This is a genomic window from Streptomyces sp. YIM 121038, assembly GCF_006088715.1.
Classification (GTDB): domain Bacteria; phylum Actinomycetota; class Actinomycetes; order Streptomycetales; family Streptomycetaceae; genus Streptomyces.
In genome coordinates this window covers 186,507-207,493 of sequence record NZ_CP030772.1, presented here as the reverse complement: position 1 = coordinate 207,493, position 20,987 = coordinate 186,507, and the positions used below count along the sequence as shown (strand labels likewise).

General features: G+C 66.9%; 15 protein-coding genes and 3 pseudogenes. 8 read left to right on the top strand and 10 right to left on the bottom strand.

What is annotated here, in order from left to right; translation table 11 throughout:
* Positions 1–98: 98 nt before the first annotated feature.
* Genes C9F11_RS43675 through C9F11_RS43665 form a run of 3 tightly spaced genes read left to right on the top strand, consistent with a single transcriptional unit; the run spans position 99 to position 4,587 of the window.
* Positions 99–1,877 carry a hypothetical protein gene (locus C9F11_RS43675; RefSeq protein WP_138967929.1) on the top strand — a complete coding sequence of 593 codons (1,779 nt, stop codon included), beginning with the start codon at positions 99–101 and terminating at the stop codon, positions 1,875–1,877.
* Entirely contained in the window at positions 1,874–4,171 is a 2,298-nt protein-coding gene (locus C9F11_RS43670) for a hypothetical protein (protein WP_138967927.1), read from the top strand. The genes C9F11_RS43675 and C9F11_RS43670 overlap by 4 nt, the downstream gene beginning before the upstream one ends.
* Entirely contained in the window at positions 4,171–4,587 is a 417-nt protein-coding gene (locus C9F11_RS43665; protein WP_138967925.1) for a hypothetical protein, read from the top strand. Before C9F11_RS43670 ends, C9F11_RS43665 begins: the two co-directional genes overlap by 1 nt.
* Positions 4,588–4,626: 39 nt before the next feature.
* Here C9F11_RS43665 and C9F11_RS43660 read toward each other — a convergent pair whose 3' ends face one another.
* The 8 genes and pseudogenes from C9F11_RS43660 to C9F11_RS43625 all read right to left on the bottom strand — a co-directional run.
* Positions 4,627–6,579, bottom strand: a complete 1,953-nt coding sequence (locus C9F11_RS43660; RefSeq protein WP_138967923.1) for a DUF3732 domain-containing protein — start codon at positions 6,577–6,579, stop codon at positions 4,627–4,629.
* Complete coding sequence (locus C9F11_RS43655) at positions 6,576–7,067, bottom strand: three component ABC system middle component (RefSeq protein WP_138967921.1); 492 nt, start codon at positions 7,065–7,067, stop codon at positions 6,576–6,578. The genes C9F11_RS43660 and C9F11_RS43655 overlap by 4 nt, the downstream gene beginning before the upstream one ends.
* Positions 7,064–8,224 carry an ABC-three component system protein gene (locus tag C9F11_RS43650; RefSeq protein ID WP_138967919.1) on the bottom strand — a complete coding sequence of 387 codons (1,161 nt, stop codon included), beginning with the start codon at positions 8,222–8,224 and terminating at the stop codon, positions 7,064–7,066. Before C9F11_RS43650 ends, C9F11_RS43655 begins: the two co-directional genes overlap by 4 nt.
* Positions 8,225–8,474: 250 nt before the next feature.
* Positions 8,475–8,999 carry an ATP-binding protein gene (locus C9F11_RS43645; RefSeq protein WP_138967917.1) on the bottom strand — a complete coding sequence of 175 codons (525 nt, stop codon included), beginning with the start codon at positions 8,997–8,999 and terminating at the stop codon, positions 8,475–8,477.
* On the bottom strand, positions 8,999–10,390 hold the full coding sequence (gene istA, locus C9F11_RS43640; protein ID WP_138967915.1) for an IS21 family transposase: 1,392 nt from the start codon (positions 10,388–10,390) through the stop codon (positions 8,999–9,001). The genes C9F11_RS43645 and istA overlap by 1 nt, the downstream gene beginning before the upstream one ends.
* Entirely contained in the window at positions 10,353–12,293 is a 1,941-nt protein-coding gene (locus C9F11_RS43635; protein WP_249402313.1) for a site-specific integrase, read from the bottom strand. Before C9F11_RS43635 ends, istA begins: the two co-directional genes overlap by 38 nt.
* A gap of 296 nt (positions 12,294–12,589) precedes the next feature.
* Positions 12,590–13,765 carry a site-specific integrase gene (locus C9F11_RS43630; protein WP_249402312.1) on the bottom strand — a complete coding sequence of 392 codons (1,176 nt, stop codon included), beginning with the start codon at positions 13,763–13,765 and terminating at the stop codon, positions 12,590–12,592.
* Positions 13,766–13,869: 104 nt separating this feature from the next.
* Positions 13,870–14,514: pseudogene (locus C9F11_RS43625) on the bottom strand (IS21 family transposase); the annotation flags it as partial.
* A gap of 290 nt (positions 14,515–14,804) precedes the next feature.
* Here C9F11_RS43625 and C9F11_RS43620 point away from each other — a divergent pair.
* From C9F11_RS43620 to C9F11_RS43600, 5 genes are all read left to right on the top strand, one after another.
* Entirely contained in the window at positions 14,805–15,548 is a 744-nt protein-coding gene (locus C9F11_RS43620; RefSeq protein ID WP_138967911.1) for a transposase, read from the top strand.
* A gap of 127 nt (positions 15,549–15,675) precedes the next feature.
* Entirely contained in the window at positions 15,676–17,382 is a 1,707-nt protein-coding gene (locus tag C9F11_RS43615; protein WP_138967909.1) for an IS1182 family transposase, read from the top strand.
* Between the two features lie 281 nt (positions 17,383–17,663).
* Positions 17,664–18,605 carry a DUF6192 family protein gene (locus tag C9F11_RS43610; protein ID WP_138967907.1) on the top strand — a complete coding sequence of 314 codons (942 nt, stop codon included), beginning with the start codon at positions 17,664–17,666 and terminating at the stop codon, positions 18,603–18,605.
* The gene (locus tag C9F11_RS43605) at positions 18,605–19,018 is read left to right on the top strand and encodes a hypothetical protein (RefSeq protein ID WP_138967905.1); all 414 of its coding nucleotides are present in this window, start codon (positions 18,605–18,607) and stop codon (positions 19,016–19,018) included. The genes C9F11_RS43610 and C9F11_RS43605 overlap by 1 nt, the downstream gene beginning before the upstream one ends.
* Positions 19,019–19,033: 15 nt before the next feature.
* A complete protein-coding gene (locus C9F11_RS43600) occupies positions 19,034–19,942 on the top strand; it encodes an IS5 family transposase (protein ID WP_138967903.1) in 909 nt (302 codons plus the stop codon).
* 393 nt (positions 19,943–20,335) lie between these two features.
* On the opposite strand, the pseudogene C9F11_RS49180 reads toward C9F11_RS43600, so the two are convergent.
* Positions 20,336–20,428: pseudogene (locus C9F11_RS49180) on the bottom strand (hypothetical protein); the annotation flags it as partial.
* 304 nt (positions 20,429–20,732) lie between these two features.
* Positions 20,733–20,894: pseudogene (locus C9F11_RS49175) on the bottom strand (ISKra4 family transposase); the annotation flags it as partial.
* Between the last annotated feature and the right edge of the window lie 93 nt (positions 20,895–20,987).

The following is a 20,987-nucleotide window of genomic DNA, read 5'->3' as shown; positions in this document are numbered from 1 at the left end:
CCCAGCCGGACCGGATCGGGATACGGGAGATCGTCTTCCGTCAACGAGATCGCCCAGTCCATGCGCGACTTGACCCATCCGAGTTCGCCTGCTCCACCTTGGCCGGGCAGCTCGCGGATCTGTGGGTCGATTACCACCGCAAGAACGCGCTCAAGACCGTTCACGGCTACCCGTCCGCCATCCGCGCCTTCGCGAAGTTCCTCGACAAGCGTCTGTCGGCGCAGGGCATCGATCCGGCACAGGCCCGGTTGGAGGACGAGCGACTTGATCTGCCGGCCTTGCTCCATGCCTGGGGGCAGGACCTCCTCCAGAAGTACCCCGAGTATTCCCGCCGCCCCTGGGGCTTGGAGCGTGCCTTGCTCGCCCTGCTCAGTCACGGGGCCGAACGCGATCTGAGCATTCCCGAGCGAGTACGGCGCCGCGCCGCCGCCCCTCCTGGCGTGCGCAAGGCCACCGGGCAGGTCCTGGATGAGTTCAGCAACGCCGAACGGGTGGCCATGCGCAAGGCTGCTCAGGATGATGTCCGCTCGCTCGAGAAGCGGCTTGCCCGCGGACGCGAGCTCCTGGAGGCCGGGCAGGATCCGCGTGAACACGGGTGGCTGGAACTGCCGAACCTGATCTGGGCCACCCGAAACAGGCTGGTGGACAGCCAGACGCTGGGCGAGAACCTTCCGCTGAGCCGCAACTGGCCTTCGGAGATCCGGGAGTTCGCCCAAAGCAGCGGCATCTGGCCCGGCATCGGCTTGATGGGCTGCCTGCACCACATGCTGTTTCCCCGGGAGATCGACCTCCCGTTCCGCGTCCTGCTTCTGCTCGCGATGACCGACTGCACCTCGGAGGAACTCCACGCCCTGCAGGTGCCTGATCTGGAGTTCAGTGCCGAGGGCGTGCGCATCGTCCAGTCCAAAGAGCGCGCCGAACGCATCCGAGCAGACTTCCACCTGACCGATGCCTCCGACGGCACGCCCGAGGAGACCAGAGACAAGGAGTATCCGGGCCGTGGCGCATGGGACGTGCCGGGCCTGCTGCGGCGCCTCCTGGAGGCCAACGCGCTGACGCGCAAGGCGTTCGACAGCGAACCTTGGTTGTTCACCGCGGTGGAGTCCCGGAGGAGCGTGCGCATGGAAGCCGCGCTGGCCGCCTTCGCCGACCCGGGTCGGCGTTTCACCCACTGGCTCGGTGGCCACAGCGGTCCGGACCGGCCATTCCCGAAAGGAGTCTCGCAGCCCCACGACGTCCGGCGGCTACGGAAGACCGCGAAGACGACCCGGGTGGTCGCACTCGGCGGCACCCTGACCGACCTTGCTGGCGACGACCACAGCGTCCGTGTGTTCCAGCAGCACTACGCCCACGGCACCACCGCACACGTGCTGGCGGGCGCCGCGATGAACCGCGCCCAGTCGAAAGTCTTCGCCACGGTCACGGGACGAGCGACCTTGGTGCGGTACGAGGACGAAACGCGCCTGGGCGAACCCGAGGTCGCCACCGCGCTCGGCGTCACTCCGGAGCAAGGCGCCGAGCTGCGCGACGGTGAGCTCGACATGGGCGTGTCGAACTGCAAGGACCCGCACAACTCGCCGCACTCGGTGCCGGGCAAGCTCTGCCACGTCGCCCCGGCGATGTGCATGATCTGCGACAACGCCGTCGTCTTTGTCTCCCAATTGCCCCAGCAACTGCTGCTCTTCGACCACATCCAGCACATGCGCGACGTACTGCCGCCGAAGACCTGGCACAGCGTCTGGGGACGGCAAGAAACCGCGCTGAAGCAGGTCTTCGAGGAGTGCGCCGACCACATTGAGGACGCGCGCAAGACCATCGAGAAGCAGTCCCTCACCCTGAACCTGCCCCTGGGGATGCGAACGGAGTACGACCGATGAACACACCCGCCCTCCCACTCGCGCTCAAGTCCGCGACCTTCGCCGACCACGAATCGGTCTATTCCGATCTTCCCGGCCAAATCCCTGGCGTGACCGGCCCGACGTTCGGCCGTCCCGACATGTGGCCGGGGGACAACGTCCGTCGACCCGCCAACACCGTCAAGGCCGCGTGGCGGTGCGACTTCCCCGGCGATCCGACAGGGAACCTGCTCATACGGGAGGTGGCCTTCTGCATGCTCCACCCCACACATGCCGCGCTGCAGGAGGCCGGGATCTTCTTGCCCCCTGGAAAGTGGGGACTGCGTAGGACCGCGCAGAGCTGCTTTGACCTCGCGAGATTGCGGACCTGGGCTCAGGAGGAGGACATGCCGGACGATTTCGGCCTGTGGGATCCGGCGGACTGGCAGGCGTTCATCGATTCGCGTTCACGCATCACCGAGCCCTCGTCCGTACGTAAGGTGGTCTCCTCATTGCGGCACCTGATCACCTTCTCGCCGGTTCTCACTGGCGTCCCCACGTTGGAGGATCCCTGGCCGGGGAAGTCAAGCGCCCAGGTCGCCGAATCGGTGTGGACCGACGAGCTGTCCACCCCGGCGATCCCGCCCGAGGTCTGGTGGCCGCTGCTGCGGGCGGCCTGGGCGTACATCGACCGCTTCGCCCCAGATATCCTGGCCGAACGCGACCGGCGCCAGGCCGAACCAGCTAGCGGACCGCCACCGCAGATGGAGAGTGACCGCGAGCTGGAGGCGTGGCTGGCGGATCCCGGCACACGCATCCCGCTCAACCCCCGTAACCGCGGCCGGGCCCGGCGCGGTGAGGTGAACTGGCGGCGGGCCAGCCAGCTCGCCACCAACGGCCGCACCATCGTGCTGTTCGCCGCCGAGAGACCCCACGGCCTCAAGCGACGTCAGCGCTTGCTCGAATGGCTCGCTGAGACCGGTCGCAGTTACACCGGCCTCGTACGTGAACCGTCCTTCCCCCCGCCTGCCGAGAAACGGCTCACCCACCGCGACCGAGTCCTGCTTGAGTGGTTGGACAACCCGGACAACTTGATTCCCGTCCACCGGGCAGCCGATCAGGTCGCGTGGGCCGGCGAACCGAACTGGACGGAACTCGCCCGAACGGTCTATGGCCAGCGCAGCAATGTCTTCGGGCTCAGCAGCAGGGACAAGGCCAAGCTCCGCCGTCAGTGGGTGTGTGAGGTGGCCTGCGATCCGAACCGCACCATCGCGACTGATCACGGGCTCAACCCCCGGATGCTGCGGGCTGCTTGCTATGTCTTCGTCGCCGCGCTGACCGCCATGCGCGACAGCGAGATCCACGAGATCGAGCGCGGGGCACTCTCCCAGTACTACGGCGCCCCTGCGCTCGCCTCCCGGAAAGTGAAGGGCGACGACTCCCGGCCCCGCGGCTACTGGTGGATCACCGCGCCCGTCGCGCAGGCCATCGCGGTTGCCGAACAGCTCACCTGGCACGACACCAGAGTCTTCACCGCCGTCACCGCACTGGCCGGGGGCGGCCACGGCGGCTTCGATGCCGCTCGCGACATCGACGACTTCATCACCGCCGTCAACGTCAACCGCGAGTACACCGGCCTGGAAGAGATTCCCGAAGCGCTGGTGCGGCCCCACATGTTCCGGCACACCATGTCGATCATTGCGGCGCAGGAGCCCGACGGCGAGATCGCGCTCGGGCTGCAACTCAAGCACGCTGCCCGGCGGGCCCTGGCGAACCGCACCACGCTTGCCTACGGCAAGCCCGACGCGCGGTGGGCCAAGGAGTTCGACAACCAGCTGCAGGTTGCCGCGGCCAAGAAGCTGGTCTCCCTTCTGCAGGCCCGCCGGGCCGGGAAGGTCATCGCGGTTGGTCCCGGCGCCGCCCGTTTCCACGCCGGGCTCGACAAGGTCAACGACGTCATCGAGCAGAGCACCGTCCTTCGTGCCCAGCTCGCCGACGAGCGTCTGGAAATCACCCTGCTGCGGGACGAGTTCGCCGATCTGCACCTGGGCACGGTCAACCACTGTCTGTGGAACGCCCCCACAGCCGAGTGTCAGAACCAACTCCCGCCCGATCAGCGCGGCCAGACCCCGCTTCTGGGGGCCTGCCAGCCCGCCCGATGCCGCAACTCGGTGCTGACCCTCGCCCACGAGCGGATCTGGCGGATGGAGGAGGCCGACCTCGTGTCGCTGCTGAAGAAGAGGCTGTCCAAGCCGCTGCGCGAGCAGGCCCTGACCCGACTCGCTGAGGTTCGCTCGGCAACCGTGCAGTTCGACAAGATGAGGGAGAACGCCTGATGCCGGTGTCCGCCGCCACGGAGAGCAAGCTCCGCGAGGCCATGGCCCGCCTGTTGGCCGGCGAGCCGCTACACACCGACGGCGCGCTGACCAAGGAGAACCTGGCACGCGAGGCGAAGGTCAGCCACGCCACGGTCCACCGCGCTGAGGGTGTCTTGGCCGAGTGGGATGCCAAAATTGCCCGCCCTGTGCTCCGTACGCCGGGAGAAGTGCAGCGCGATGAGGCGATCACCGACTTGCGAAGTAGGCTGCGCGAGGCCAACAGCCGGGTGACTGAACTGCAGGGCAAGCTCGACGCACTCGCCACGGTGACCGCGAACCTCTACTACGAGAACCTCGAGCTGAAGAAGAAGACGTCTGCGCAGGGACAGCGCCGGATCGCCGCCCTGCCTGCTTCGGGTCCCTGGCTGGAGTAACTCCGTAGGCATCGAAGCCGAGACGCGGACGGGGGTCTGTTAGTCATCAGCGATGTCTTCGGTGATCCAATCCTGAGGCACGAGAGCCCGGCCGTTGCTGCGCCTCCAACGTACCTCGACGGAGCTACGGAAGGGTTCGTCGTCCAGGTCCGCGTGCTCCATCACGATCACCTGGAAGTCACCCTCAAGGGCTTCAAGCGTGCTCTGGATGGTCTTGTAGAGGTTGAGCAGAGCGGTTCTGTCGGGTCCGGCCAAGGCGGTACTGTCCGGAGCATCTTCGGGGAAATAGACCTGGGACGGCTGGTCGAGGATGAGGAAGCGAGGCACGGGACTGCGCTGCTCGGAGAACCACTCGTGCATGCTCAGGAGGGTGGCGACGTGGTAGCCGAGCCAGTTCTCGCCGCCTCCCATGTCGGCCAGGCGGACCGGACCGCGGGCGGTATCTGCGACGACGGTCAACCCCCGCGGGTCGAGACGGATAGGTGACTCCTTGTGTTCAAGGTCCAAGGCGACAGCCTTGTCCTTGATCTTCGTATTGATCCGGGAGACGAAGCTGTTGAGTCGGTCGTCTCGTGCTCCGGCTCCGATCGCCTCCTCGAGTTCTGCGATCTTCGCTCTGATTTCTTCGCGCCGGTCCACGACCTGAGGACCTTGGACATGGCGTCCGGCTGTCTCCAGGAAGAGGCTGATGCGGCCTTGGACAAGCACGGCCCGTCGCGAGGCGTCCGCCTGGCCTTGCGCAGCGCGCTGGCCGGCGGTCAGCGTATCGAGCTGCTCCTGATTGCGGCCCAGAGCACTGTGGATCTCCTGGAGGGTGTCTTCTTCCGCTGCGATGAGGGCGTTGATTTCAGGGGTGTCACTGCCGATGACGGTCATGTCGGCATCGAGGCGGCCGAGGTCCCGGTTGATGACCTCCGCGATCTGGCTCAACTGCGGCTGGTGACTGTCACACACCGGGCAACGCGGCTCCTGGTCTGCCGTGTTGGCTGGTGCAAAGAGGTTGAGTGTGGCCAGACGGGCATGCTGCTCCGCCGCCTGGTCCAGGAATTCATTGTTCTCCTGAGCGGCACGCTTCAGGTTGGCGATGCGTGCGCGAGCCCGTCCGTGCCGTTCACGCAGGCCTCGACGCTGCTCTACGAGGGCGGAGACGGGATCATCTCCGGCATCAGGCATCTGCGTGGGGGCGCTCTCGGCGATGGCTAGGCGGAGATGCTCCAACGCCCTCTCTGCTGTCATCCCCTCCCGGGGCGGTTGCAGCAAGCCTGCCTCGACGGCTTCGGTGACCAGAGCCAGTGCCTGCCCGGAGGCTGGTGACAGGCTGCGGGCGGCAGCCACCGCAGCCTCCAACTGGGCGAGTTCCTGGCGCAGCAGACGGAGCCGGTTTTCCAGCAACGCCTGCTCGGGATCGACGGCACCAAGGAAGTAGGGAATCATCGCCCGGATCGTCGCTGGCAAGAACTCCTCGCCTTGCGAGTGGAACAGCAGGTCCGGGTTGGCGACCTCGTTCTGCTTCTGCAGACAGAAGAAGAGCGCATGACGCACCGACGGCGGGATCGGGGTAGCGCTGCGCACGGCCGGGATCCGCACCGTCCGGTCGATGTCGGCGAACTCCGACAGGACGTCCTTAGCAATGTCGAGAGGGGTGGAGAAGTTCAGCTCTGCCCGCTGCGGCGGCGGTGCGCCAAGTGCTTGAGAGACGACGCACATCGTGGTCGCCGTTGCCGCCTTGCCGGCCGGGGCCGGCCGCGCGACGAACAATTGCTGCTGATCCTTCACCAGGGTGACGGCAAAGACCTGCACGAAGTTGCGCAGCGCAGCGCCCTTGATGACGTAGTCCTTGCTGGCCAGGCAGTAGTCGACGATGTTGAGCAGAGCGCTCTTCCCGCGCCGCGAGTCACCAGTGATGATGTTGAGCTTGCCGGTCTTGAAGGGGACTGTGCGGATGCGGCCGTCTTCGTTGTAGATGGAGATGGCGCTGATCTGGAACGTCACGGCCGGACTCCTAGCAATGTCATGACGGTGCTGAGGCTGCCCGTGCTTGGGAGCCAGCGCCCCAAAAGGTATGCCGCCTTCTGGATGGCCTGGATCTCGTCCGTGGCACCGTTGATTGTTTTCGTGAGCCGACCCGGCGCCACGGTGAGCTTGCCTGCCTCATCGACGTGTACGGCGTCGCTCTGCAGTGCCAGGAGAAGCCCTGGGCGCACCACTGCGGCCAAGGCGGTGGCGTTCTGTGACATGGTCACTTTGACAGCCTTGTTCTCCTCCAGCCATCGAGTCAGCCCGCTGTTGAGGGATTTCGGCAGTGTGCGGCGCACAGCCGGTTGCAGGGCCATCACGGCGGACAAGACGGCTACCGCGATCGGGCACGGCTGGCTGTACTGGAACGCATGGCCCTGGACGGCGCGGCAGGTGACGAGCGCGGTAAACGGCGGGTTGTACAGGGCGCGTTCTTCCCGGCTGAATTGAGTGAGAGTGTTCACGCCTTCGTCGCTCCTGCCGGCTCCAGTACGGCCATGAGCCGTGTCATGAAGTCAATGTGCCAGCCCACCTGCAGGTCGTCAGCCAGGATGTGGAAGGAGCCCTTGGAGACGAACGGTTCGTCGCATCCGACGCGAATACGCGGACGTGCCTCGCGCGTGGCCCATCGATAGATCTCCTTGGCGGCCGCCAACTTCTCCGCTTCCGTCGACGCTGCGCCGAGGTTGTCTTCCATCTCGGCGAAGAGGTCCTGCCATTCCTCGACGAGCCGGCGCTCGTACTTGCTGATCTCGCCGGGCAACAGCAAGTTGTCGTCCGACCACCGGGAACGCTGGGTGAAGGCGCGGATGTAGTCGCGCACGGCGATCCCGACCCTGGTCTTGCCGATGTCGATCAGGTCCATCTGGCGGACGAAGACCATGCTTGCGTAGTCCGACGGATCCGGTTGGAGGACGGCGATGTCCTCGTCGATGGGCAGATTCTCCGGCCGGAACTGATTACGCAGGTCGGTGAACACATGGTCGAACTCGTCCCCCGTGATCGCGTCCATCTCGTCCGTGCGCAGCTGCCGGATCGTGCGCTGATAGAACCAGCCTTCCAGGCGTTGCAGGAAGGGCCTGGCATACGTATGTCCGACGGCGGAGACCACTCGCTCCAGCAGCAGCCTTTCCACCTCATCGACATCTGGGGCATTGCCGATGACCTGTATTCGGGCGAGCATGGCCTGTCGCTCATCCGCCGAGAGTTTATCGAAGGCTTCGTACGCCTTCTTGTTGTCCTTGCTGGTGGAAGCTTTCCGAGCAGCCTCCAGCGCTTTGAGCGCGCGGCTCTCGTCCCTGACCCCCGAGGCGACGGGCTGTAGTAGGTAGCCAGCCGAATCGGGAGTCAGGTCTGCGGTGGTCAGGAGGAAGAGGTCCGTCTCGTCCAGATCAAGCAGCTTGTTGGTGGCACTATGAGCCCAGATCCGTAGGGTTTTCCACAGGTCCGTGCTGTAATCCGACATTGTGACGCCAGCGGCCCGATGCTTGAGCTGGTAGAGGACCCGGCCGCCTTCGACGACTTCTTCTACGTCGTCGCCCGCTTCGATGGCAATGCACCAGTCAAGCCCGCGGCCGTGCTGGTCGACACAGGAATGAAGGGCCTTGCGGAGCTGGTACACGTACCCAACCGCAGACGCCGATGCTTCGAACGGAGCTGTCGTACCCGCCATCTTCCCCCCAGCCTGACCACCTTGGCGCATGCCTCACTGATCTTTACATGGCACGCATATCGCCCGGAACCCTTTCGCCAAGAGGGCAAGGTGGATCAGCACGCTCCATCACCAGAAGCCGAGTAGCCCCGAGGTCTGTACAGACGGGTTTGGCTTGCGGACCTGGCACGGGCATCCGGACCCAAGAGCCACTGCGGGGCTACTGGTTCCAGCAGCAGCGGACAGAGGGCCTGATCGTGGAAGCTCCGACAAGCGTGACGATAACGAACGAATAACGAATCGAAGTCGTCGCTGAGACATTCGTCTGCTCAGGCTGTAGTCGATCAAACCGGTGCCCACCGAGGCGACTCGTGAGACAGGAAGGGGACTGAGACATGCGAACTGTTCCTAACGGCGGACCCATAAAGGCCGCGTTGGCCTTGGCCTCGACGAAGGAGAGGGCAGCGAGGTCCTTGACCTTGCGGATGTCGAGGTCGGGCTGGAAGGCGAAGTCGAAGTCGTCCAGGGGCTTGTGGTGCGGGAGCTTCGAGAGTCTCAGGGCGGTGCGGAAACGCCGTCCGTCGCGGACACCGGTCTCCTCTTCCAGGACGAGGTCGAGGAAGTCGAGGTAGCCCATCTTGTCCCGGTCGGCGCGGGCCGCCAGCTGCTCGAGGCTGGCCGAGAGGTGCGGCAGGTTCAGCTTGTCGGCGTGCTTGCGGATCCGTGCGGTGATCAGGTCACTCATCAGTTCACTCCGGGCATCGGGAGGCCAGCGGCGAGGTCGTAGTCGGCCAGTGGGCGGCGGGAGACGGGGATGCGGGCGACCGCGGTGCGGGCCAACAGGACGTCCAGAGAACCTGGTTGAACCTCAACGGCATCCGGGCGTCCGAGGTGATCGGGCTCGTCGGCGGTGGTGACGCTGCGGGTGTGTCCGTCCGCGAGGCCGTCCCAGTGGGCCTCATCGACCACCCAGCTGCCTCGCACGTCTGCCCGCTGGTAGCGTGCGAGGAGGCTGTCGCCGCCGGTGGCCTCATCGAGGTGGTGGATGGCGATCTCGCCCTGCGCGACCCGGACTTCGACCTGCTGGCCAGGGCGGATATGGCGGGCGGGGACGGAGTAGAGGCTGCCCTCGAAGGAGACCAGGCAGTCCTTGCCGGCCCTGCGCAGGTGCCGCTCGACCACCCGGTAGGGATGCTCGGGCAGCGGGATCAGGGCGGCCCGGTCCTTCGCGGCCCGCTCGCCGATCACCTCGCCGTGGGTGCGGTGGACTTGCCGGCGGCGGATGGGCACCCAGCCCTGAAATGCCGTGTCCATCTGCGTGACGGAGCCGAAGGGCCGGCCCGCCAGAACATGATCACGAACTATGTCCACTTGCCTTTCGACGCGTCCCTTCCCCTGGGGCCGGTAGGCGGCCAGGACGTCGATGTCAAAGCCGTAGGACGAGGCGAACGCGACCGCCTCGGGACGCAACGGCACCGCCTTGCCCGGCCCGACATGCCGTTTGACCACGGTCTTTGTCCGGTCGTAGACCACGGTGGCGGAGGCGCCCCCGAAGTGCTCGAACGCGCGGCGGTGGCAGTCGAAGAACGTCGCCAGGTCCTGGGAGATGGTGAAGCAGCAGAACGGGTCCCGCGCATAGGGCAGGACCATGTGGAACGAGTACACCTTGGCGATGCCCACGTGCGCGAGGATGCCGCCCTCATCCCCCCAGTCGACCTGGGCCTGCCCTCCGGGCACCACCTCGAACCGGCGGTGCAGTCCGAACAACTTGTCGTCGTCCAGGCCGAGTTCGGCCCGGATGCGGGGTCTGACCTCGGCGACGTACATCTTCACGCGCTGGTAGTGGCCGTCGAAGCCGTACTGGTCGACGAGGCGCTCGTGGATGACCGCGGCCTTCAACTCGATGTCGCCCCGCAGCCAGGCGTCCACCACCGGCGCCAGCTTGGCTATCTTGCGGGGCTGGGTGCCCTTGCGGGGCGGCGCCTTGGGCACGACCGCACCCTCGGCGGACAGGTACTTCTTCACCGTCCGCCAGTCATGCCCGGTCTCCCGGGCTATCGCGTTGATACTCACGCCTGCCTCATGCAGCACGCGGAACCTACGCAGGTCCATCCATTCCTCCGGATCCAGGATCATAAGAAGCGGTCACCCTTCGGACTCGTCTGCTTGGCCGCTGACGAACCGAAGGGTGATCACTCCTTTCCTCGAACGTCTCTACGACGCGCCGAGAGCTCTGGACGTGAGGTTGTACGCCGCTATGGAGATGAGGGCGTACGCGGACAATGGCTCGTCGACGGGCCAGGAAGGCCAAGTGAGCTTGGACGGCCTCGTCGGGATAGACCGCCTTGTAGCCGAGGGTGACGTTGATGTCCTGGTGTCCGGCGATGACCTGGGCGATGTGCGGTGGCAGGCTGCCGAGGACGGCGTCGGTGATGAACAGCCTGCGGAAGTCATGCGGCGTGAAGTGCAGCGGGCCGCCAGTGACAGAGTCCGTCAGCCCGGTGTGCGCGAGCGCAGTGGTGAGGATCTTCCGGACCGCGCCCGAGCTGATCGCCCGGTTCTCGTAACCGCAGTGTCTCTGGAACAGCAGTGGTGCAGGCGGCAGCCAGGTGCGCTCGTAGTGGTCGTAAGCGGGGACGAGGGGGACTCGGCCGATGTTGTCGCGGACCCGGCGGATGATCGTGGAGAGGACCTCGGCGAGCTCGGGGCTGACGACCAGGAGCCGTTCCGTGTCGGTCTTCGACGGAACGATCTGCAGGAGCGGGATGAGTTCGCCGGTGGTGGGCAACCGGTATGGGATCAGGCTGTGGTGGGAGAGTTCGGTGAGTTCCTCGACCCGGGTGCCGGTGGCTCGCAAGACCTCGACGATGGCGAAGGCCCAGAAGGCGTGGTCCTCCTCGCGTCCGAGATCGCGTCGCTGTCCGGTGACGGGGTCCTCGGCCAGCACTTTGGCGGTCGCCGACCGGCGCGGGGCGACGCGTACCAGTGTCTGCCCCGCGGCGGTGAACGTCTCGCCGGGGGCGGTGTCGCGGGCGGCCGCCAGCACGAGGGCGGCGTCCTTGCGACGCTGGTCGACACTGCGGACCAGGATGGGCAGCACTGGCAGCCGCTCGCGGGTGCGGGCGTCCATCCGTGATTTGCGGCGCCGCTTGTCCTTCTTGCGGTTGATCTCCTCGCTGCCGATCGGGCAGGGGGCGACCCAGCTGGCCCAGCGGGCGGGATCTTCGACGGCCCAGTGCGCCAGGTCCAGGTAGAAGGCACGTACCGGCGTGAGGCACTCGCGGTAGTTGATCCGAGGTGCCTCGGTGGTGACCCGGCAGCCGTCCGGGGTGCGGATAATCTTCGTGGTGGTGCGGAGCCGCTGCTTCCAGGCGTCGGCGACGTTGGCCTGCAGGTGGAGACTGTCGATGCCCGGGTGGTGTCGTTCCAAGTCGGACCAGAACAGCTTGGCCAGGTAGTAGGACAGCGCGTCCAGGCTGTTGTAGTCCAGTGCGGGTTGGCGTTCCCGCAGGTAGTCGACGAGTAGGTCGCGGACGGGGCGGCAGACGATGCCGTAGCGGTCGATCAGTTCCTCGGGCGTGCGCTGTCCGCCCGTCCGCAGTTCGCGCAGTGTCGCCGGAGCCTGATCGCCGAAGACGTCCAGGTCGTGCAGGACCCGATAGAACAGGTTGGTCGCACCGATGTTCGTGCCGCGTGGTTCGGCCTCGATGTCCAGCAGCTCCAGGACGTCGCCCGGGACGATGTCGGCGATGACGCCGCCCTTGGCGACGAGGATCTGGGCAGCGCGGTAGACGGTGCGGGTTGCCGCGGCCGTGCTGACGCTCGGATCCGTAGCGCAGCGTTCTCGCAGGCGGGCGAAGCCGGTCGGGTCGCGGTGCTTGGCGAGCATGCCGACGAGCGCGCTGCTGCGAAGCGACGAAGTGATCAACCAGGGCAGTGAGGGCCGGATGAGGTCGGCGCAAAGAGCGGGGTGCATCGCCCGGAAGAAGGACTCCTGGCGCCAGGGGACCTCGTGCCCGCGCTCACGAATCCAACGCAACGGGATCTCCCGCCAGTTGGAGCCGTCATCGTCGGCGCCGCTGGCCAGCCAACGTTCCTGCCAGGTGGCGCCGGGCTGGTCGGTCAGCCAGTCCAGCAGCAGACCGAGCCCGAACTTGCGGCCGTTGTTGTCGCAGGCCGGAGCGAAGGGCTCGGCAGCCAGCCGACCCCAGACCTCCTCGCGGCTCTGCCTGGTCGCGGGCCACGCATCCTCACGCGGCCGCGCTCAGAGCAACCCCGTGACCGGCCGCGGCGGCGAAGCCGCCGCGGCCTGCGCGGTCTCCAGCGTCATGGTCATCAGCGGGCCGTCCCGAAGAGCACGTCCAGCGACTCGGCCGAGTAGCCAGGGGCAGCGGCGGGTGCGGTGCGAGCGGCGGCCTGTCTCGTCTGCTCGGCGTGATGGGCCAGCAGCCGCCGGATGACCTCCTCCTTGCGGGGCGTGAGATAGATCTGGGTGGTGGTCAACTGCGAATGTCCTAGGGCAAATTGGACATCAGTGAGGGGGAGATTGGGGTCCTCTGCCATCCGGTAGGCGGCGGTGTGCCGTAGGGCGTGCAGCGTCGCCGTGGTGCCGGCCTTGTCGTTGGCCCTCTCGAACATCCGGTGTGCCGCGTGGTAGGTCAGCGGCCGTGACGGGTTGCGCAACGTCCACCACAGCGGGACCCGTCGCCCCTTCGGGATCGCGTCCTCCAGTTCCAGCTGGTAGAGCCGTAGCCAGACGAACGCATCCGTCGAGGCCGGAAGCTCCTGGATCTCTCCGGTGCCCTTGCGGACCACGCTGATCAGCTGGCGGCCCGGGTCGACCCCGCCCTGCCACGCGGACAGCAACTCGCTGGCCCGGGCGCCGGTGGAGACGTAGAAGGCGACCAGGGCTCGGTCGCGATGAGAGGGCAGCCGGGCGAAAATCTCGTTGAACTCCGCGTCCGGAACGCTGCGAGGAATCCGCTGTGGGAGCCTCGGCCGGTAGAGGCCGACGCGCTCGTTGCGCGGCGAATCCATCGGGTTGCGGTGAGCATGTGCTCGCCGTCCCCGGCTCGAGCGGTCCAACGGAAACGGATTGAGGATCGGCCCAGTGCCGGCATCGCGATGGAAGTCGTAGAAGGTTCGCAGCACCGTCTCGCTGTGTGTACGGACCGATGTCGCGTACGGCTTCCCGCCGACAGCCCACCGACCATCTTGATCCGGGCGCCGCCAGTGCCGACGGGACGGTTGCCCAGCGATCTGCAGCCAGCGGGAGAAGTTCCTGGCCTCGATGCGCTCTGCGCGGTCCCACGGCACGTCGACAGCCCAAAGGAAGCGGAACCAGCGCAGCAGATCCATCCCGTAGGAACGAGCGGTTGTCGCTGGTCGTCCGGCCGCCTGCAGATCCCGCAGGAAGGCAGCGACTCCCTCAACCGGCGTCCCCTCCGCACCGACGAGTCGGTAGGGCTCCCACGGATCATCCGTGGCCACCAGTTCGACGATCAAGGGCACGGACAGGACCGACAGGTCTCTTGATGACTCCACGGCCAACCCAACGACGATCCCGCCAAAGGGTCGCTGACCTGCTAAGATACCCTCAGTAGTTCGGTCAACGGGTAGTGCCGGGCGACCTCGACGATCTCCGGATTGCGGACCGCGATCCCGGCGACGTGGTCGATCGTGACCGTCTTCTCGTTGTCGGTGAGGAGATAGGCCGGGACCCCGCCGATCCTGCGGAACGTGGCGTCCAGACATGCGGTGACCGTCGGCAGGGTCTTGTCCCAGATCGGGATGACGACGCGAAAACGGGACCAGGCCACCCATACGCAGAAGAGTGTGGTCTTGCGGCCCTTGATCACCGGCCCGTCGCCGAAGTCGTACTGAATCCAGAGCCCAGGCTCGGTCACCCACGGCCGATAGACCCGGCGCCGACCGGCCCTGAACTGGGCTTTCGCCTCAGTGACGGTGCGGCGGGTGGTGCGTTCCCCGCCGGTGAAGCCCATCGCGGCGATCCTCTTGTGGACCACGTCCGCGCGGACCTTGCCCTGCGAGCGGACCACCAGTTCCTCGATCTTCGGCAGATAGTCGTTGATCGCCCGGGCCCGATGGTGGCGCTGATCGGGGTGCTGGCCGACGGCCCGCATCTTCACATATCGGGCCACTGTGTGGTGGTCGCACCCGGCCAGCTCGGCCGCGGCACGGTATCTGCCTGTGAGGTCGTAAGCCTCAAGGATCTCCATGATCTCCCTGCTGTTCTTCACCCGCTCCAGCGTCGCCGAGCGGGACTACTCGGGGCGAGCGGGGAGGAAACGTGGCCGTACGCGGGGAAACCTTACGGCTCTGATCAACATTTCGGGGTGACCGCGCGTGACTAGCCGTCAAGTCCTGTGTTGTTCAGGCGCGTTGAGTGATCACATACTTGAAGTGCTGCTGCCACACCTGGCGGGCGTCGCGATAGAGGACATCCGGGTGGTTGGTGCGGGCGTGCAGATAACCGCCTCGGCTGCCGCCGATTTCTTGCGACGTGCCCTCGTGCGCGCGTCGGATCTTCGTGGAACAGGTCGAGGGCCTGACCTTCCGCTATGGCCGTCGCAGCCAGCTCCAGCAGCGGATGCTGGTGAAGATCGGCTGCTTCCTGGCCGGAAGGGCCGGAGCCCGCCTCGCAGCGATGCTGCACTGCACAGCCAGCCCGAACACCCTGCTCAGCCGCGTGCGGTCCCTGCCCGCCGAACCGCCGGAGAGGAGCCCGCGCGTGCTGGGCGTGGACGACTTCGCCCTCAAGCGCGGCCACGTCTACGGCACCGTGCTCATCGACATCGAAACCGGCCGTGTCGTGGACGTCCTGCCCGACCGTACCGCCGAGACCTTCACCGCCTGGCTCCAGCAGCATCCCGGAGCGGAGATCGTGTGCCGGGACAGAGCGAGCGCGTATGCGGAGGCGGTCCGCGCTGCTGCCCCAGAGGCGGTCCAGATCGCAGACAGGTTCCATCTTTGGCTCAACCTGTGCAGGACGGTGGAGAAGTCCGTCGTCACCCATCGCCGCTGCCTCACCCCGGCCGGGGGCGAGGAACTCGACGAAGTCGTGGAGTCTGCTGTCGGAGCGCCGGTGATCGAGGGCAAGCGGGCGGTGAATACCCGGCGCCACTTCGCGGCGGTGCACGAGATGTACGACAAGGGAGTCGCGATCCAGGTGATCGCCGAGACGCTGCGGATGGACCGCAAGACGGTCCGCAAAGTACGCCCATGCATGCACCGTCGAGGAGGTCCTGACCTCGCCGCGGCGCGGCCGCAGTAAGCCGCAGCCCTGGGCTGAGTACCTCAGCTTGACTCTGTCGGGGATCTTGGAGTTCCTCGGTGCGACAGCATGATCGACAGGCATGCTCGGGTAGTTCCGCCGACCGACGCAGCTGTCGAGGTGCCCCTTGTCGCTCCGCCCTCGTTCCGGTGAGCAGGTCCCGTCTCTGACCGCGCAAGTCGCGCGGGCGAGCAACCCGGGCGGGACGACGGCGATATGGGTACGCGACCGCCTCGATGGGCTGTGGTGCGATGAGGACTTCGCCGACTGGTACCCGCGGGACGGGCGGCCGGGGCTCTCGCCTGCTCAACTGGCCACGGTCTGTGTGCTGCAGTTCCTGCTCGGCCTGTCGGACCGGCAGGCCGCCGAGGCGGTCCGCTGCCGCATCGACTTCAAGTACGCCCTGGCGATGGAGCTGGACGATCCCGGGTTCCACCACAGTGTGCTGGCCGACTTCCGCGACCGTCTCGCCGAAGGCGACCGCGCCGACCGCCTCCTCGACCTCGCGCTGGCCCGCCTCAAGGAGGCCAGACTGGTGCGCGAGCGCACCACGCAGCGCACCGACTCCACCCACGTCCTGGCCGCGGTGCGCGACCTGACCCGCCTGGAGCTGATCACCGAGGCAGTCCGCGCCGCACTCGAAGAAGTCGCTGGTTCTTCCCCGCACCTGCTCGACGGCCTGGTCGACGAGGACTGGGGGCTCCGCTACGGCCGGCCGGTCCGTCTGGGCAAGAACCCCACCAAGCCCATGACCAGGATCCTCGCCACCGGAAACGACGCCGCCCGGCTCCTGGAACACCTCTACCGGCACGGAGCAGACCGCACGCCCGGCTCCCGTGTCCAGGCCCTGCGCCAGATCATGGTGCAGAACTACCACCGTGATCAGGCAGGTCGGCTGCGCTGGCGCACCGCCGAGAAGGAAGGCGGGCCTGGACTGCCGTCCTCGTCCCGGGCGATCGTCTCGCCCTACGACACCTCGGCCCGCTACGCGAGGCACGGGCACATCATCAGCTGGAAGGGGTTCGCCGCTCATCTGACGGAGACCTGTGCTCCCGACGGCCCCAACGTGATCACGGATGTCGCGACCACTGCGGCTACCACCCACGACAGCCAGGTCCTGCCCGGCATCCACACCCGCCTGGCGCGTCGCGGACTGCTGCCCGCCGAGCACCTGGTCGACACTGGCTACACCTCCCTGCCCCACCTGGAACAGGCCACCCGTGAACACCAGGTCACCGTCTCCGGGCCGCTGAAGAGCAACCCCACCCACCAGCACCGCCGAGGCGAGGGCTTCGCCCGGGACGACTTCCACATCGACTACGACCGTCAGCAGGTCACCTGCCCCCAGGGACAGGTCAGCGCGGGCTGGCACGGCCCCTACCCGACCTCCTCGCCGACCGCGGCCCCGCTGATCGTGGCCAGATTCACCAAGACCCAGTGCCAGCCCTGCCCGGCCCGCACCCAGTGCACCACCGCCCGCGAAAGCCACCGCACCGTGGGCTTTCCCCCACGAGAACTCCGCGACCTGCAACTCCGCGTCCGCGCCGAACAGCAGAAGCCCGAGTGGAAGACCCGCTACGCGGTCCGCTCCGGAGTGGAGGGCACGGTCAACGAGTTCGCCCACGGCCACGGCATGCGGCGCTGCCGCTACCGAGGACAGGGAAAGGCCCACATCCAGCACATCCTGACGGCCATCGCCGTCAACATCGAGCGCCTCAGCCAACTGCCACCGGCCGAGGAAGCCTCCCCACCCCGCCGACCGACCGCCTTCCAGCACTACCTCGACCAGCACGCGATACCCCGGCCCAAGTCCTGGCGAACCCTGGGAACCTGACCCCCGCATCTTCAAGATCCCCGACAGAGTCAAGCTCAGAAGCCGTCCAGCATCTACGGGGAGTGACGAGGTGGAGGGTGTTGTCCGGTCCGGTCGTCAAGGGGTCTGAAGTGGGTGAGAATCCGTAGGCGGTTGACGGATCATGTGTTCGCATCGGCCTTTTGTGGTCATTGCTAGTGATCTGTGCGGGTGGGCGTGGACGGTGCTGGGAGAGGCGGGACGGGGTTCCGTATCGACGGCGTGGGGCCGTGTCCTTGTCCTGCCGGGGGTGGTGATCCGGCGTGGCTGTGATCGGGAACGTCGCCGCGAGCCGCTACCACGAGTTGGTGGCCTCCTCGCTCCGTCAGGTCGAAGTCGAGTCCGCTGCGCAGTGGGCGCTCGGGGACGCGGCTTTGGAGATCGAGCCGATCCGGGAGTGGGGCGGTCACCTGCGGATAGGCGAGGGCGGGCAGCGGGTCGAGGACTCGCTGAAGTACTTCGCGGAGGACGTGGGGTTGTCGGCGGCGACTGTGCGGACGTACCGGTGGGTGGCGGCGAAGTGGCCGGCCGAGCATCGGGTGGCCGGGGTGTCCTGGGAGGTCCACAAGATCCTCGCCTCCGCCGACGAGCCGTTCGAGGTGATCGCGCACCCGCCGTTGAACGAGCGGACGGGGCGCTACTCGTGGGACGGGGACGCAGCGAAGCGGGCGGTCGGCTGGAAGACGTCGACGCCGGTCACGGTGGAGGAGAAGGTCGAGGCGGTCACGGAACTGGTACAGGACGAGGCGGTCGCCTGCCGGGTCGCGGTCGATCTCCTCAAACGCCGTGAGGTCGTGTTCGTGGCCATGCGGGACGGCGATGCCCGCTACATGGTGAACGAGGCGCAGTTCGAGCAGGCCGAGGCGGACGACGAGTTCGACGAGGAGTTCCAGGACGTCCTGGCGGCCGACGAGCTCGGTGGCGGGGAGGGGCAGGAGCGGTTCGACGATCCGGCGACCGTCGTGCGCCACTGGCACCGCCAGATGGAGTTCGTGGACCTGATAGCGGTCTGCCAGGGCTTCATCGCGGGCGCGACGCGGCTGGTGCCGAAGCTGAGGGGGCAGGAGTTCACCGAGCGCCAGCACGGGCAGGTCGGGTCAGTCCTGGAGAAGTTACGGGCAACGGCCGACTGGATCGAGACGGCCGTTGCGACGGGACAGACCGACCTCGACGAGGCCCTCGCGGCGTTGCTGCGGGGCGAGTAGTGGCCGCGCAGGGGCACCCCGCCCATGTCCACGGCGAGGCGGTGCGCAAGGCGCTGAGGGAGGCACGGCCGACCGGGGCCAGCCTGGTCCAGCTGTGCGGTTCGACGGGACGGACCCCGTGCCAGGTCTGGGCGGGGATCAAGTTCCTGCGGAAGGTCGCGGCGAAGGAGGGACTGCCGCCGGTGACCTACTCGAAAGCTGAGGGCTTCCAGCTCTCGGAGGACCCGGATATCTGGGTCGCCTACGAGCGGGCGATCTTTGCCACCCAGTTGCACCGGATCGCCAACGTGATCGAACAGGTTCTCGCTCCGCACGCGCGCCGCCAGCCCTCGGACGAGTGGGTGCGCCTGGCCCTGGAACAGCTCGGCGGGGCCAAGGCCACCTTCGAGGTCCTCACCCGTATGGAACGCTAGGAACAGGGCACTGGCGTGCGTGAACGCCGCTACCCCTCCGACACCACCGACGCCGAGTGGGAGTTGATCGCGCCGCTGTTGCCGCCACCGGCCGCGAGCCTGCCGACCGGCGGCCATCCCGAGGTCTACGACCGCCGCGACGTCGTGGACGGCATCCGCTACGTCAACCGGACCGGCTGCCAGTGGCGCGCGGTCCCCGCCGACTTCCCGCCCTGGCGGACCGTGTTCCGCTGGTTCAGCAAGTGGCACGCGGCCGGGGTCACCTCCCGGATCTGCGCCGTCCTGCACGAACAGGTGCGGTTGCGGGAGGGCAAGAACCCGCGGTCGGTGACCGTGGTGGTCGACTCCCAGACCATCAAGGCCGACGCCACCGTCCCCAGATCGACGACCGGCTACGACGCCGGGAAGAAGACGACGGGCCGCAAACGCCACCTGGCCGTCGACACACGAGGGCTGCCGGTGATGATGATGGTCACCCCAGCCAGCGTCCACGACGCCCACGCCGCCCGCGACTTCCTCTTCCGCCTCCGCCTGGCCCACCCCGAGGTCACCCTGGTCTGGGCCGACTCGGCCTACGGCGGCGAACTCGTCACCTGGGCCAAGGACCGCCTCCGCCTCACCCTCAAGACCGTCAACCGGCCACGGACGAAGGGCTTCGTGTTGTTACCGAAGAGGTGGGTGGTGGAGCGGAGCATTTCGTGGCTGATGAGATCCCGGAGAAACTGCCGTGACTACGAGAAGCTTCCCCGGCACTCTGAGGCCCACCTGGCCTGGAGCGTTATGGCCCTGATGACGCGTCGGCTGACGAAACCTGTGGGTGACTGGCGCGAGCCCAAACCCCCACCACCATCACCGGCCGGATCGCGGCGGATCAGACTGCGCCCTTGGACCGTCCGTCTCGCCCCCGCGTCACCGATCTGCTAGACCGCGCGGACCACGCGGGACTACGACGTCTCAGCAACGGCATCCGTACTGGAGAAACTCCGCGTCGTCGCAGGCACAGCCTTCCTCTCTCGACGGACACCAGCACCCACAGACGTGCTTCTCACCGATATCGGCCGGATCGGGCAGGCATGAACATGCACAGTCCGACTGACACGGCAGCCTGGCTTCCCGCAACCCCACATCGCTCATGACTTCATCAACGAGCCAGCCGCCCACCAATCACGCCAAGTAACGATCAAGAGAGGAAGCGGGACGGCTTCTGAGTAGCTCGCCAGCCGCGTTTCAACGATCCGGGCTGACACACTCAACCTGCGCCGATTGCGTCTGCAGTGGCCTCAGCTCACTGCCGAGGACCCGACTGGCAGTGAGACCTGCGTCGGTAATCGTGGAAATGGTGGACTTGGAAACCTCGGCACCGTACACCTCAGCGAGGTGGGCCGACATCTCGCCGTAGGTGAAGCCCTTCGTGGACGGGTGCGGCTCGTTCTGAGTGAGGTCGGCATCAGGCAGTGAGCTGTCCTGGGCGGTATGATCCTTGGTGTTGTCACGCATACTCAATGCTTCGGCACGTCCCTGCAGGCAGTGGGCATGGCTGATCGGGGCTGAACCCGTGACGGCAGGTGCGGGTCGTATCAGCGCGATGCCTGCTTCTCAGCTCCCCCTTCTGACTGCTGAGGGCGTATCTGGCCTGATCATAGACTGGGTAGAGCCGTTGATGTTCGGCTGCGGGGTGGTGCTTCCAGTAGGCCCCAAGATTGCCGATAGCGGCGACGGTCCGGAGTTTCAGGACGGCCTCGGCGCCGTCGAGGCCCCAGCGGGCACCACCAATATCGAGACGGTCGGCGACAAGATGGCGGGCCGCGCCTTCGATGATCCCGGTCGCGATGGGCCACCTGGCCTCAAGGGCCTGGTCGTAGCGCAGGAACTCGGCCTGGGTGCGGATGAAGTTCCACCTGTTGCTTGGATGCCTGGACACAGGGACATGTGAGCCCAGGGAAAGCAGTGCCAGGTGGGAAGTAAGGGC